This window comes from Leifsonia sp. Soil_N53, from assembly GCF_057655165.1.
The window spans coordinates 85,750-99,875 of record NZ_JBDGMM010000048.1; the positions used below are offsets into that span (position 1 = coordinate 85,750).

A 14,126-nucleotide genomic window follows, 5' to 3' on the forward strand; every position below is an offset into this window, starting at 1 on the left:
TTCAGACGGCCGGCGCCAGCTCCTGCTCGATCTCCTCGGTCGACTCCGCCTCGTCCACCAGGAACCGGGTGTACGCCGGGATGGTCAGGAAGGTCGCGAACTCCTCCCCCAGCGACACCTCGGCGAGCAGCTCGGCCGCGTCGTCGAAGCGGTCGTCGACGCCCGCGCTGCGCCCGGCGGAGCTCAGCCGGATGTGCTCCTCGGCCAGGATCCCGGCGACGAGCTCCCGGTCGACCGGCGTCCCCTCCGCGGTGACGATCCGGTTCTCGATCCACTGCCGCAGCAGCGAGCGCGAGATCTCCGCGGTCGCGGCGTCCTCCATCAGGCCGTCGATCGCGACGGCGCCGGCGCCGCGCAGCCAGGCCTCGATGTAGCGGAGGGCGACCGAGACGTTCGAACGGACGCCCGCGTCGGTGACCGTGCCGCGCGCCGAAGTGACGTCGAGCAGATCGGCGGCTGTCACGTGCACATCGTCGCGCTGCCGGTCGACCTGGTTCGGCCGGTCGCCGAGCACGGCGTCGAACTCGGCGAGCGCCGTCGGGATGAGGTCGGGATGCGCGACCCAGGTGCCGTCGAAGCCGTCGCCGGCCTCCCGGCGCTTGTCGTCGGCGACCTGGCCCAGGGCGCGCGCGGTGGCCTCGGCGTCCCGGCGGCTCGGGATGAAGGCGCTCATCCCGCCGATGGCGTGGGCGCCGCGCTTGTGGCACGTCGCGACCAGCAGCTCGGTGTAGGCCCGCATGAACGGGACGGTCATCGTGATGCCGCTGCGGTCGCCGAACCCGAAGCGCCTGCCACGGCCGAGGAACGTCTTGATGATCGAGAAGATGTAGTCCCAGCGCCCGGCGTTGAGGCCGGCGCAGTGGTCGCGCAGCTCGTACAGGATCTCCTCCATCTCGAACGCGGCCGGGATGGTCTCGATGAGCACGGTCGCGCGGACGGTGCCGACCGGCATCCCGATGCGCTGCTGGGCGAACACGAAGATGTCGTTCCAGAGCCGCGCCTCCAGGTGCGACTCCAGCTTGGGCAGGTAGAAGTACGGCCCGCGGCCCGAGGCGACGAGCTCTTCGGCGTTGTGCCAGAAGTACAGCCCGAAGTCGGTGAGGGAGGCGCTGGCGGGGGAGGTGCGGCCGGCCCGGTCGGTGAAGGCGAGGTGCTTCTCGACCAGGGGCCAGCCGCGCGGCCGCATGACGATCGTGGGGGTGTGCTCGTGCGGCGTGGTGACCCGGTAGTCCTTGCCCTCGGGGCTGGTGAAGGCCAGCCGCCCGCGGACGGCGTCGCGCAGCGTGTGCTGGCCGCCGACGACGTTCGCCCAGGTGGGGCTGGTGGCGTCCTCCTGGTCGGCGAGCCAGACCCGGGCGCCCGAGTTGAGGGCGTTGATCGCCATCTTCGGGTCGGTAGGGCCGGTGATCTCCACGCGGCGGTCCTCCAGGCCGGGACCGGCGCCGGCGACCCGCCAGTGCGGGTCCTCCCGGATCACCGCCGTCGCGCTGAGGAAGCGCGGGTCGCGGCCGTTGCCGGCATCCTCGCGACGGCGCCGGCGCTCCTGCAGGAGCTCCTGCCGGCGGGCGGCGAAGGCCTGGTGCAGGTGGTCGACGAAGGCGAGCGCCTCCGGGGTCAGGATGTCGTCGGTCCCGGCGACGCGGGGCCCGTTGATCTCGATCATGGTCGTGTCCTTTCGCTGATCCCCTCACCATCGATTCCGGAGTTGTGCACGCTTCGCACGGCGTGTCGGCGTACGTAACTCCGGGAGAGATGGTGGGGGTGCGTGGGTGGGAGGGTTAGAACTGGTGCTGTTCGGTGGAGCCGACGAGGGCGAGGGTGGCGCTGTCGGGGTTGAGCGCGGTCGCGATGCGGTCGAAGTAGCCGGTGCCGACCTCCCGCTGATGGCGGGTGGCGGTGTAGCCGGAGCTCTCGGAGGCGAATTCGGCCTCCTGGAGGTCCACGTACGCGCTCATCTGCCGGTCGGCGTAGTCCTTGGCGAGCGTGAACATGGAGTAGTTGAGGGCGTGGAAGCCCGCGAGGGTGATGAACTGGAACGCATAGCCCATCGCCGCCAGCTCGCGCTGGAACCGGGCGATGGTCTCGTCGTCGAGGTGCAAGCGCCAGTTGAACGACGGCGAGCAGTTGTATGCGAGCTTCTTGCCGGGGAACTCGGCGTGCACCGCCTCGGCGAACCGTCGGGCGAGCTCCAGGTCGGGCTCGGCCGACTCCACCCAGAGCAGGTCGGCGTACGGCGCGTAGGCCAGGCCGCGTGCGATGACCGGGTCGATGCCGCTGCGGACCTCGTAGAAACCCTCCGCCGTGCGGGTCCCGGTGAGGAACGCACGGTCGCGCTCGTCGTGGTCGCTGGTCAGCAGGGTCGCCGCGAGCGAGTCGGTGCGGGCGATCACGATCGTCGGGACGCCGGCGACGTCGGCGGCGAGCCGCGCGGCGTTCAGGGTGCGGATGTGCTGCCCGGTCGGGATCAGCACCTTGCCGCCCATGTGGCCGCACTTCTTCTCGCTGGCGAGCTGGTCCTCCCAGTGCACGCCCGCGGCGCCGGCCTGGATCATCCCGTGCATGAGCTCGTAGGCGTTGAGCGGGCCGCCGAAGCCGGCCTCCGCGTCGGCGACGATGGGTGCCATCCAGTCGGACACCAGGCCGTCGGTGCCCTCGACCTGTCCCGCCCGCAGCAGCGCGTTGTTGATCCGGCGGACGACCGCGGGGACGGAGTTGGCCGGGTACAGGCTCTGGTCGGGGTAGGTCTGGCCGGACAGGTTGGCGTCGGCGGCGACCTGCCAGCCGGAGAGGTAGATCGCCTCCAGGCCCGCTCGGACCTGCTGGACGGCCTGGTTGCCGGTGAGCGCGCCCAGGGCGGCGACCCACTTCGGGTCCTCCCCCGCGCCGTCGCGCTGGATGAGCTGCCAGAGCTTCTCGGCGCCGCGGCGGGCGAGGGTCTGCTCCTCGCGCACCGGTCCGCGGAGCGCCACCACGTCCTCCGCCGTGTAGTCGCGGCGGATGCCGGACCAGCGCGGGTCGGCGTCCCACTCGAGGCGGAGCTCGGCGGCGGTCTGCGTGGTGTCGCCGGGACGGGCTGCGGGGTTCATGGTGACCTCCATCGGTCGGATCGGTTGACACGATCGTGCCCGGCCCGCAGCAAGTGTGGAGAGGATCCGTCGACAGAAATTCCCGGGTTCTTCTGTTTGCTAGAACTTCGTGGGAGTGTCAGCATGGCCTGCATGACCGACACCGCTGTCCGAATCGACGACGAGCCGACGGGAGCAGACGCGCTCACGCTCGGCCGGCGCGTGCGCGCGTTCCGCCTCGAACGGGCGATGACGCTGGAGGCTCTCGCCGCCGCGATCGACCGGGCGCCCTCCCAGGTCTCGGCGATCGAGAACGGCAACCGCGAACCGCGGCTCGCCCAGCTGCGCGCGATCGCCGGGGCCCTGGGCGTGACGGTGGACGACCTCCTCGCCCCCGACGCACCCGACGAGCGCGCCGCCCTGGAGATCGCGGTCGAGCGCGCCCAGCGCGGACCCGTCTTCAGCGCCCTCGGGATCGACCCGGTGCGGGTGTCCAAGTCCGTGCCCGACGCGACATTGCGGGCGATTCTGGCGTTGCACCAGGAGGTGGCGCGGCTGCACAAGGAGCGGGCCGCTACCCCCGAGGAGGCGCGCCGCGCCAACGCCGAGCTGCGCGCCACGATGCGCGCCCGCGACAACTACTTCGCCGACCTGGAGGCCATCGCCGCCGACCTGCTCGGCGCCGTCGGGCACACCGGAGGCCCGGTCTCGCACCAGACCGTGGCGGACATGGCCGACCGGCTCGGCTTCTCGCTGCACTACGTCGGCGACCTCCCGCACTCGACCCGCTCGGTGACCGACAAGCGCAACGGCCGCATCTACCTGCCGACCGAGCAGTCGGCCTCCCGCGACTCCCGCTCCCCCATCCTGCAGGCGTTCGCCTCCCAGCTGCTCGGCCACGACGAGCCGGGAAATTACGCCGACTTTCTGCGGCAGCGGGTGGAGACCAACTACCTGACCGCTGCGCTGCTGCTGCCGGAGAAGGACGCTGTGGCGTTCCTGACCGAGGCCAAGAACTTCCGCCGCATCTCGATGGAGGACCTCCGCGACGCCTTCGCGGTGTCGTACGAGACCGCCTGCCACCGGTTCACCAATCTGGCCACCGCACGGCTCGGCATCCCGGTGCACTTCATGAAGGTGCACGAGTCGGGCACCATCATCAAGGCGTACGAGAACGACTCGGTGGCGTTCCCGTCCGACGCGCTGGGCGCGATCGAGGGCACCCCGGTCTGCCGGAGCTGGACGGCCCGCACGGTCTTCGACGTCGCCGACCGGTTCAGCCCGTACTACCAGTACACCGACACCACGCGCGGGACGTTCTGGTGCACCTCCCGCATCGAGAAGGCCAAGGAGGGCGACTACTCGGTGAGCGTCGGCGTGCCGTTCGCGCACGTGAAGTGGTTCCGCGGCCGCGAGACCGGCCACCGGGCGGTGTCGCGCTGCCCGGACGAGTCGTGCTGCCGCCGGCCACCGGGTGCGCTGGCGGACCGCTGGGAGGGCATGGCATGGCCGGCGGCCCGGACGCCCACCTCGCTGCTGGCGGCGCTGCCGACCGGGACGTTCCCCGGCGTGGACTCCACGGAGGTGTACGACTTCCTGGAGCGGCACGCGCCGGCTTGACCCACCCGCCGAAGGGCACGTTGTTGTCACTTTTGGCGTCCAAAAGTGACAACAACGTGGCCCTCGGGGAGAGATGTCGGGAGGGTGGGCGTCAGTCGAGGACGAGTTCGCGGACGGCGACGCCGTACGGCGCGAGCGCCAGCTCGGCGGCCGGCTCGCCGGCGAGCGTCCGCAGCTCTCCCGCCACCTCCGGCCGCACCGTGACCGCGGTCGCGTGCTGCGACACGAACACCGCGAACCGCCGGCCATCGTCGTGCACCAGCGTGTCCACGAAGACCCGCGGGTCGTCGAGGCGCACGTCGCGCTCCACGTCGGCCACGGCGGCCAGCGCGTCGTACAGCCGCCAGGTCTCCTCCGGATTGCTGCGCGCCCGCACGGACGCGAAGTACTCCAGCGGGTAGGTCGACAGCACCGCCCGGCCCGCGCCGTGCTCCGTGACCACGATCGCCGGCCGGCCGTGCGCGTCCACCGCGACGACGGTTCCGGAGGTCGCCCGCACCGGCAGGAAGGTCCGGCCGTTCTCGTTGCCGGCGGCGGGGAAGGTCAGCACCGTGCCGGCCGGGAGCGACCCGAAGTCCGCCACGAACCGGATCGTCGCCGCCTCGTCGGTCACCGGCTCGGCGAGGCCGTAGGAGCTCTGCATCCGCACGCCGAAGAGCGCCTCCGTGTTCGTCCACCACGGCCCGCGCTGCACGCCGCTGTCGCCGTGCGAGTAGGAGGCGTACACGGTCGCGCCGTCCCGGGCCAGCTCCTCCAGCTGCAGCCAGGAGGTCGCGCAGAGCTGCTTGACGGACGGCAGCAGGTAGAGGCCGTAGCCGACCGGGAGGCCGCCGTCCTCCCGCTCCCGGACCACCGCGACCGGGATGTGCGCCTCGTGCGCCGCCAGGTACGCCTGCTCGCCGGTCCTGACGATGTGGGCGCGCTCGGCCTCGTTGGTGAACGGGTAGTCCGCCTCCAGGTGCGACGGCACGACGATCGCGGCATCCACCGGGGTTCGCCGCACGTTCGCGAGGTCGATCGCCGCGAGGTCGGCGGCGAACCGGGCGAGCTCGCGCAACGGCGGCTTCGGTGCGCCGGTCCGGTCGGTGATGCCGAAGTGCATCTCGAACGGGTGGTGCGAGTACGGCCGCTGGCCGGCGAGGTCGTCGTAGTCGGTGTTGTTCCAGGCGATCCAACCGGTCGCGCCGGCGAGCAGGGTCGTGTACAGCAGCTGCCGGTAGTAGGCGGCCGCACCCTCGTCGGAGACGAAGTCGCTGGTCAGCCCGAACTCCTCCATGATCACCGGGAGGCCCACGCCGGACAGTTCGGCGATGTACGCCGCCTTGAGATGCTGGCGGGTCTGATCGGTCTCCATTCGATAGACATGCGGGCCGACGAAGTCGGTGAACCGCGCGAGGTCGCGCACCGAGAACCCGTTGTCGTGGCCGGTCGTCTCGATGCCCCACGCCCCGTCGCCGACCGCCACCGGCTGCGTCCCGCCGCCCGCGCGCACCGCGTTCACGAGCAGGGACGCCCACGCGTCCACGACCGGCCGCGGCGCCTCCCCGCCGTAGATCGGCACCTCGTTGGTCAGCAGCCAGCCCGCGACGGCGGGGTGCGCGGCGAACCGCGCGGTGAGCTCCCGCACGTACCAGGCCTGCCGCCCGACGAACCAGACGTCGCGGTAGAGGTCGCGTCCCTCCCGCCAGACCGGGTCCCAGTTCTCGCCCGACATGTGCCCGACGAGGAAGGTCGGCACGGTCATCATCCCGGTCTCCGTGTGCGCGTCCAGGAAGTCGGCGAAGTTGGCCAGGCACTGCTCGTCGAGCGTGTCCGGCGTCGGGTGGAAGTCGGGCCAGTAGAAGAACGACCGCGTCATGTTCAGGCCGTGGTCGGCGAGCACGCGCAGCTCCTCGCGGATGACCGCGGGGTCGTGGCGCTTCCACATGAGCGGGCCGCCGGTGCGCGACCAGAAGTTCGCCCCGAGCCAGACCACGGGGGATCCGTCGACGGCGAGGACGGGGGAAGGGCGGTCCATGATTCCTTTCGGGTCGTGCTTGTGGGGAGCTGCCGCGGGGGCTACTTGACGGCGCCAGCGGTGAGCCCGGCGACGAAGCTCCGCTGCAGGATGAGGAACGCGACCACGATCGGGATCGACACGACCAGCGAGGCTGCCATGATCTGGTTCCAGTACACGTTCGTCTGCGTCGAGTACAGCTGCAGGCCGACCGCGAGCGTCCGATTCTCGTCGGTCGTCATCACGGACGCGAACAGCACCTCGCCCCAGCTGGTCATGAACGAGTAGATCGCCACCGCGATGAGCCCGGGCTTGGCCGCGGGCAGCACGACGTGCCACAGCGCGCCCATCGGGCCGGAGCCGTCGACCATCGCGGCCTCGTCGAGGTCGCGCGGGATGCCGTCGAAGTAGCCGGCCAGCATCCAGATCGCGAACGGCAGCGCGAAGGTCAGGTAGGTGATCACCAGCCCCCAGCGGGTGCCGACGAGCTGGATGCCGACCGCCTGGTTGATGTTCACGAAGATGAGGAACAGCGGCAGCAGGAACAGCACGCCGGGGAACATCTGCGTGGACAAGACGGTCGTGGTGAACACGCCGCGGCCCTTGAACCGGTAGCGCGACACCGCGTAGGCGGCGAACACGGCGATGATCAGGCTGAGGATGGTCGCCGCGCTGGCCACGATCACGCTGTTGACGAAGTACGACGCCAGCGGCACCGTCGACCACATGTCGATGAACGGCTGGAAGGTGATGTTCGTCGGCCACCAGGTGAAGGCGCCCTGGACGTCAGCCAGGGGCTTCACTGACGAGGTGATCATCACGTAGAGCGGCACCGCCGTGAACAGCGTCAGGAAGACGACGACGACCCAGCGGAAGACTTTGGACGAGACGGTCTCACGCATGGCGGTTCCTCCGGTTGAGCACGATCAGGTAGATGCCGGACACGATGAGCAGGAAGATCAGCAGCAGCACGCTCATCGCGGCGCCGGAGCCGAAGTTCCAGGTCAGGAACGAGGCGTTGTAGATGTGGAACGAGATCAGGTCGCCCGCCGCGGGTTGCGCGTTGCCGAACAGCACGAACGGGGTGTTGAAATCGTTGAAGGTCCACAGGAACATCACGAGCAGCAGCACCGCGTTGACCGGCCGCAGCATCGGCAGGGTGATCGACCTCCACTGCCGGAACGGCTTGGCGCCGTCGACGGCGGACGCCTCGTAGACCTCGTCCGGGATCGACTGCAGGCCCGCCATCAGCATCAGGAACGCGAACGGCCAGAGCCGCCAGATCGCGACGATCACGATCGACCAGAACGCGTTGTCGCCGATCAGCCAGAACGGCTTCTGCCCGGGGAGGCCGAGGTTGTCGAACAGGAAGTGGTTGACCGCTCCGGTGTCCTTCTGGAGCATGAACTTCCATGTGATGATGCCCGCGTAGAGCGGCAGCGCGTACGGCACCAGGAACAGGGTGCGGAAGAACCCGCGCCCGCGGAACCTCCCTTGCAGCGCGACGGCGGCGGCCATCCCGAGGGCCCAGGACAGCCCGACCACCAGGATGGTGAACCCGCAGGTGATGAGGAACGAGGCCAGCAGGCCGGCGCCGATGGACGTGTTGAAGTCCAGCGCGACCTGGTAGTTCTTGAGGCCGACGAACGGCGCCTCGCTCCAGTTGGCGATGAAGAACTTGGTGAGCTGCAGGAAGCTGATCCAGATGCCGGTGAGCATCGGGATGACGTGGATGAGCAGCTCGAAGACGATGGCCGGCGCCAGCAGCACCAGCGGAAGCCACCAGCCCTTGGGCCGTTTGCGTCGGGTCTTCGCGGGGGCCGGCGCCTCGGCGGGGCTGGTCCGGACGGATGTCGTCGTCGACATGGAACTCCTTCGGTGGGGTGCGGCGGCCGGGCGGGAGGCGAGTCCCGCCCGGCCGTCGCGATGGGGCCAGGGGACCTAGCCGCCGATCGACTGCTTCACCTGGTCCTGAGCCGTGCTCAGCGCCGACTTGATGTCGGAGTCGGAGACCGTGCCTCCGGTGGCGATCTTGGCGAACATGTCGTTCATGGCCTTGCCGACGGTGTTCTCGAACTGGTCCTCCGCCGGAACCAGCGGCAGCGGCTTGGACATCTCGTTGTAGATCTTCTGGAACGTGGCGGCCTCGTCGGCGTTGTCGGTGAAGTTCGGCTTGGCGCCGTTCAGCACCGGCAGCGTGGCGTACGGCTTGCCGAGCGTGGACTGCACCGACTCGCTCGTCATGTACTTGACGAACTCGAGGGCGGCGTCCTTGTTCTTGGTGTTCTTGAAGATCGAGAGGTTGATGCCGGCGACGTGGCTGGCGACCGGCTTGCCGCCGTCCGGCGACGGGAACGGCACGACGCCGTACTGGTCGGCCTTCATCCCGTTGGCGTTGATCGACGAGTCGGCGTTGTTCTGGCTGAGGATCATCGCGACCTTGCCGGTGGCGAAGTCGTTCACCGCCTGCACGCCGTTGTCGTACTGCGCGTTGGAGGTGTTGACCACCTTGTCGGTCTGCATCAGGTCGAGGTAGCGCTTGACGCCGTCGATGTTCGCCTTGCTGGTGAACGTCGGGTTGCCCTTGCTGTCGAACCAGGCGCCGCCGTTCTGCGCCGAGTTGATGAAGGCGAAGTGCGCGTTCTCGGTGTAACTGCCCGCCGCGAGCGAGAAGCCGTACTGCGTGCCGTTGGTCAGCTTCTTGGCGGCGGCGACCAGGTCCTCCCAGTTGGTCGGCGGCTGCACCCCCGCGTCGGAGAACATCTTCTTGTTGTAGTACAGGCCGTAGGCGAGACCGTAGAGCGGGACGCTCGTGACCGTCTTGCCCGCCGCGCCGCCGGTGTCGAGGGCGGTCTTCACGAACTTGTCGCTGCCTCCGATCGCCTTCATCTCGCTGTCGCCGAACGGGAGGAACGCCCCGGTCGCCTGCAGCGAGGCGGCCCAGGTGTTGCCGATGTTCAGCACGTCGGGGCCCTGCCCGGACGTGACGGCCGTCTGGATGCGCGTCTGCAGGTCGTTCCAGCCGATGACCTCGAGCTTGACCTTCACCCCGGTCTTCTTGGTGAAGTCGTCGAGCACCGGCGTCAGGACCTGCTTGTCGTTGTCGAGGCTGGTGCCCTGGTTGCTCGCCCAGTACGTGATGGTCGAACCGCTGGCCGACGACCCCGAGCCCGAGCTGCTGCAGCCCGCGGCCACGAGCGAGATCGTGGCCGCCAGCGCCGCGGCGGCGATAACGCGTTTCCTCATTAGTGACTCCTTCGTCTCTTGATGGGCGCCCCGCCGCTCCCGTCCCCGGGGAGCGGGCCTCGCGCCACGGCGACTATAACTGAACCGGTTCAGTGATTCCAAGCGTTGACACCCCTGAATTGGGGGGTATATCGGATACGTTTCCGGGCGGCTCAGGCGGAGGCGCGCACGCTGGTGGATCGCACCACCAGTTCCGAGGCGCGCGCGGCGTGCGTCGGCGTCTCGACGCCGGCGAGCTCGTCCAGCAGCATCCGGGTGGCGCGCCTGCCCTGCTCCTCGGGGAAGCGCGCCAGCGCGGTCAGCGGCCGCGCGCCGAGGCGGCAGATCAGCGAGTCGTCCCAGCTCACCAGCGCCACATCGTCGCGGCCCGCGCGGCTCAGAGCGGACTGGGCGCCGAGCGCGAGGAGGTCGTTCGAGGTGATCAGCGCGGACAGCGACCGGTCGCCCGCGTGCGCCGCGGCGATGCGCTCGCCGGCCTCCATCGAGTAGTCGGTCGGTTCGGAGTCCGCCCGCATGCCGAGCGCGGCGGCGAACCGCGCGACCGCGTCGGCCCGGTCGCGCTCGTGCTCGAACTCGGCCGGACCCTGGAGGTGCAGGATGCGCCGGTGGCCGAGCGCGTGCAGGTGCTCGACGAGCATGCGGGCGTCGCCGGACGCGTCGTACAGCAGCACCCGGCCGGGGGCGACGGACTCGTCGTTGCCGTGCAGCACGAACGCCAGCCCGAGCTGGTCGAGGAGCGCGGGGCGCGGATCGCCGACCGTGATGTCGAAGAGCATGACGCCGTCGACCCGCCGCTCGGCGCTCCAGCGACGGTAGGCGGCGAGGTCGTGCCCGTCCGCGCCGGGGACCATCCGCAGCAGCAGCGACTGCCCGCCCTCGGCGAGCTCGGCCTCCACACCGGCCAGCAGGCTCATGTAGTACGGCTCGGTGCCGAGCAGGCCGGGATCGCGGCGCAGCACGATGCCGATGGCGTCCGACCGCGCCCGGGAGAGCGCCCGCGCACTCGAGCTGGGATGCCAGCCGAGCTCCGCCGCGAGGTCGAGCACGCGGCGCCGCGTCTCGTCGCTGACGCCGGGCTGACCGTTGAGCGCGTACGACACCGACGCCTTGGACAGCCCCAGCCGATCGGCGAGCCCGCCGATCGTCACCCGGGTCGCTGACACCACGTTGGCGCTCCTCTCGTGCGACCGCTCCGCGCGGCCGATCGGGGAAAGAGTACCCCGGACTGAAGCGGTTCAGCCCACGGGGGCGCCTCCGACTCTTCAGAGCCGCGTCCGAACGAGCAGCTAGAGTGCGGGCCATGCGAACACCGAGCACGAGACTGGTCGCTCTCTTCGGCGCGGCTGCGACGTTGTCGTTCCTCGTCGGATGCGCCCAGCCATCCGTGGTGGTGCGTGCATACGACGGATTTCCCGAAGGCACCGGTCCACCGTCAGCCGCGCCAACGCCGGGCGCATCCGAGCTGCCCGAGCCGGACTTGGGGCCGAAAGTGCAGTGGGCCGACCGATCGCGGATGATCGCCGTCTCACTCTGGGGAAGCTCCTCCTGCCCAAGCGAGCCGGATGCTGTCGAGGTGGTCACGCGGGACCGTCTCGCCATCACAACGCGCGCACGCAGCGGTTTTCTCGGCGCGTGCACAGCCGACCTGGCCGTCCGCACGTACGAAATCCGCGTTCCGGCATCCGTCTCCACCTCGCAACCACTGACCGTCACGGTCGACAGGCACACGCTGCGTCTCAGGCCTGAGATGTGAGCGCACCGCCGGACGGTCTGCCCGGAGTCTGCGCGGATTCGCGACGAACCTCCGGAGCCCCGCGCGGCAGAATGGGCGCAGAGCGGACCCACCAGACCGCACCAGGAAGGGCATCCCGTGACGGCCACCGTGTTCGAACGACAGGCACCCGACGCCGCCGTGGTGAGCCACGCGCTCGCGCCGGCCCGGCAGAGCGTGTTCTGGATCGAGGACGCCCCCGGCGACCGGTTCCCGCGGTTCCGCGGCGACATCGAGTGCGACCTGGCGGTGGTCGGCGGCGGCTACACCGGGCTCTGGACCGCGCTGCTCGCCAAGCGCGCTGACCCGTCGGCGCGCGTCGTCCTGCTGGAGGGCCGGCGGATCGGCTGGGCGGCCTCCGGGCGCAACGGCGGGTTCTGCGAGGCGAGCCTCACGCACGGCGACGAGAACGGCCGCACCCGCTTCGGCCACGAGTTCGACGAGCTCCAGCGGCTCGGGATGGCGAACCTCGACGAGATCGAGGCCACCATCGCCGAGCTCGGCCTCGACGCCGAGTTCGAGCGCAACGGCGCGATCGACCTCGCCACCGAGGCGCACCAGGTCGAGTGGCTGCGGGAGGCCGCCGACGGCGAGGAGGCGCGCTTCCTCGACCGGGAGGCGGTCCAGGCCGAGGTGCACTCCCCCACCTACCTCGCCGGGCTGCTCCGCACCCGCGACTCGGCGCTCGTCCACCCCGCCAAGCTGGCGCGCGCGCTCGCCCGGGCCTGCGAGGCGGCCGGTGTCGAGCTGTTCGAGCACTCCCCGGTGGAGGGCATCGGCGAGGGCACGACGCTCTACACGCCGGAGGGCGTCGTGCGGTCGAAGCGCACGGCACTCGCGACGAACGTGTTCCCGAGCCTGCTCAAGCGCAATCGCCTCGCGACGGTGCCGGTCTACGACTACGTGCTGATGACGGAGCCCCTGAGCGCCGCGCAACTCGCGTCGATCGGCTGGTCCGGCCGTCAGGGCCTCGGCGACTCGGCCAACCAGTTCCACTACTACCGGCTCACCCGCGACAACCGCATCCTGTTCGGCGGCTACGACGCCGTGTACCACTACGGCGGACGCGTCCGGGAGCGGTACGAGGACCGGCCCGCGACGTTCCGGAGGCTGGCCTCGCACTTCTTCACGACCTTCCCGCAGCTGGAGGGGCTCACCTTCAGCCACCGCTGGGCCGGCGCGATCGACACCTGCAGCCGGTTCTGCGCGTTCTTCGGCACGGCCAGGGGCGGCACGGTCGCGTACGCCACCGGGTACACGGGGTTGGGTGTCGCCGCGACGCACTTCGGCGCCAGGGTGATGCTGGACCTGCTGGAGGGCCGGGAGACCGAGCGCACCAGCCTGGAGATGGTGCGTACCCGGCCGCTGCCGTTCCCGCCCGAGCCGGCGGCCGCCCTCGGCATCAACCTGACCCGCTGGTCCCTCGACCGGGCGGATCACCGCGAGGGGCGGCGCAACCTGTTCCTGCGCACGCTCGACGCCGTCGGCCTGGGGTTCGACTCGTGAGCGCGAGCGGCGACGGGCTGGAACGCACCACGCGCATCCCGGCCCTCGGGCTGCCGCTGGAGCCGTCGCCGGAGGATCCGCTGACCGCCCTCGCGGAGCTGGGGACGTTCGCCGGTCTGGAGCTCGGCGTCTGGGAGATGGCCCCGGGCACGACCACCGATGTGGAGGCCGACGAGGTGTTCGTCGTCATCGCCGGGCGGGGGCGGGTCGACTTCCCCGACACCGGCCGGAGCCTGGAGCTCACAGCCGGCGACGTCGTACGGCTGACCTCCGGCGACCGCACGGTGTGGACGGTGACCGAGACGCTGCGGAAGGTGTACCTGACGCCGCCCGGCTGACCAGCTGCCGGCAGCGTCAGCCGCGGAGCGTCAACCTCGCAAAGTCAGCCGCGGATGCGGCGCGCGAGCACCGCGGCGTGCAGCGCGCCGATCGTCTCGCCGTCGTCCAGGTCGAGGCCGAGCAGGTCCTCGATGAGCGCGATCCGCTGGTAGAACACCGAGCGGGACAGGTGGCTCGCCGCCGCCGCGCGTGTGCGGTTGCCCGGATGGCTGAGGTAGGCGCGCAGCACCTCGATCAGGTCGCCGTCGTTGGCGAGGTCGTGCTCGATCAGGGGCCGGAGCATGCGTTCGGCGTACTCCTGCAGCCGGGGGTCGTCGCCGAACGCCGTCACCAGGCGCAGCAGCGGCCGGCTCTCCGCACGCTGCACCACCGCGTGCCTGCCGCGCCCGCCTCCGCCGCGGCCGGTGAGCTCCACCGCCTCCTCGACCGACGACAGCAGCCCGGGGATGCCGTGCGCGTCCGAACCCACGCCGACGACCGCGGCGTCACCGCCGGCGAGCGCATCCGCCACGGCGTCCGCGCCGGGCCGTCCCGCCCGGGACGACACGGCGACCACGAGGAGGCCGGGCGCCCCGGGATGCGG

General features: G+C 70.6%; 12 protein-coding genes. 4 read left to right on the forward strand and 8 right to left on the reverse strand.

Annotated elements, in window-relative coordinates:
* Position 1: 1 nt before the first annotated feature.
* On the reverse strand, positions 2-1,663 hold the full coding sequence (gene aceB / locus AC3A3H_RS06795; protein WP_487613788.1) for a malate synthase A: 1,662 nt from the start codon (positions 1,661-1,663) through the stop codon (positions 2-4).
* A gap of 115 nt (positions 1,664-1,778) precedes the next feature.
* Complete coding sequence (gene aceA, locus AC3A3H_RS06800; RefSeq protein ID WP_487613789.1) at positions 1,779-3,086, reverse strand: isocitrate lyase; 1,308 nt, start codon at positions 3,084-3,086, stop codon at positions 1,779-1,781.
* 132 nt (positions 3,087-3,218) lie between these two features.
* Here aceA and AC3A3H_RS06805 point away from each other — a divergent pair, with 132 nt between their 5' ends.
* A complete protein-coding gene (locus tag AC3A3H_RS06805) occupies positions 3,219-4,685 on the forward strand; it encodes a helix-turn-helix domain-containing protein (RefSeq protein WP_487613790.1) in 1,467 nt (488 codons plus the stop codon).
* Between the two features lie 91 nt (positions 4,686-4,776).
* Here the strand turns inward: AC3A3H_RS06805 and AC3A3H_RS06810 are convergent, their stop codons facing one another.
* The 5 genes from AC3A3H_RS06810 to AC3A3H_RS06830 form a co-directional block, all read right to left on the reverse strand.
* The gene (locus AC3A3H_RS06810; protein ID WP_487613791.1) at positions 4,777-6,702 is read right to left on the reverse strand and encodes a glycoside hydrolase 5 family protein; all 1,926 of its coding nucleotides are present in this window, start codon (positions 6,700-6,702) and stop codon (positions 4,777-4,779) included.
* A 41-nt stretch (positions 6,703-6,743) separates the two neighbouring features.
* Positions 6,744-7,583, reverse strand: coding sequence for a carbohydrate ABC transporter permease (locus AC3A3H_RS06815; RefSeq protein ID WP_487613792.1), 840 nt, complete (start codon positions 7,581-7,583; stop codon positions 6,744-6,746).
* Positions 7,576-8,547: a carbohydrate ABC transporter permease gene (locus tag AC3A3H_RS06820; protein WP_487613793.1), complete on the reverse strand. Its 972-nt coding sequence runs from the start codon at positions 8,545-8,547 to the stop codon at positions 7,576-7,578. Before AC3A3H_RS06820 ends, AC3A3H_RS06815 begins: the two co-directional genes overlap by 8 nt.
* A 75-nt stretch (positions 8,548-8,622) precedes the next feature.
* Positions 8,623-9,927, reverse strand: a complete 1,305-nt coding sequence (locus tag AC3A3H_RS06825) for an ABC transporter substrate-binding protein (RefSeq protein ID WP_487613794.1) — start codon at positions 9,925-9,927, stop codon at positions 8,623-8,625.
* A gap of 152 nt (positions 9,928-10,079) precedes the next feature.
* The gene (locus tag AC3A3H_RS06830) at positions 10,080-11,093 is read right to left on the reverse strand and encodes a LacI family DNA-binding transcriptional regulator (protein WP_487613795.1); all 1,014 of its coding nucleotides are present in this window, start codon (positions 11,091-11,093) and stop codon (positions 10,080-10,082) included.
* 134 nt (positions 11,094-11,227) lie between these two features.
* Here AC3A3H_RS06830 and AC3A3H_RS06835 point away from each other — a divergent pair, with 134 nt between their 5' ends.
* The 3 genes from AC3A3H_RS06835 to AC3A3H_RS06845 all read left to right on the forward strand — a co-directional run bounded on the left by AC3A3H_RS06835 (position 11,228) and on the right by AC3A3H_RS06845 (position 13,542).
* A complete protein-coding gene (locus AC3A3H_RS06835; RefSeq protein WP_487613796.1) occupies positions 11,228-11,680 on the forward strand; it encodes a hypothetical protein in 453 nt (150 codons plus the stop codon).
* Between the two features lie 117 nt (positions 11,681-11,797).
* Positions 11,798-13,204 (forward strand): NAD(P)/FAD-dependent oxidoreductase, encoded by a 1,407-nt coding sequence (locus tag AC3A3H_RS06840; RefSeq protein WP_487613797.1) that lies wholly within the window; start codon positions 11,798-11,800, stop codon positions 13,202-13,204.
* Entirely contained in the window at positions 13,201-13,542 is a 342-nt protein-coding gene (locus AC3A3H_RS06845) for a cupin domain-containing protein (protein ID WP_487613798.1), read from the forward strand. The genes AC3A3H_RS06840 and AC3A3H_RS06845 overlap by 4 nt, the downstream gene beginning before the upstream one ends.
* A 44-nt stretch (positions 13,543-13,586) precedes the next feature.
* Here the strand turns inward: AC3A3H_RS06845 and AC3A3H_RS06850 are convergent.
* The coding region (locus tag AC3A3H_RS06850) for a helix-turn-helix domain-containing protein (RefSeq protein WP_487613799.1) at positions 13,587-14,126 on the reverse strand (540 nt) is incomplete at its 5' end.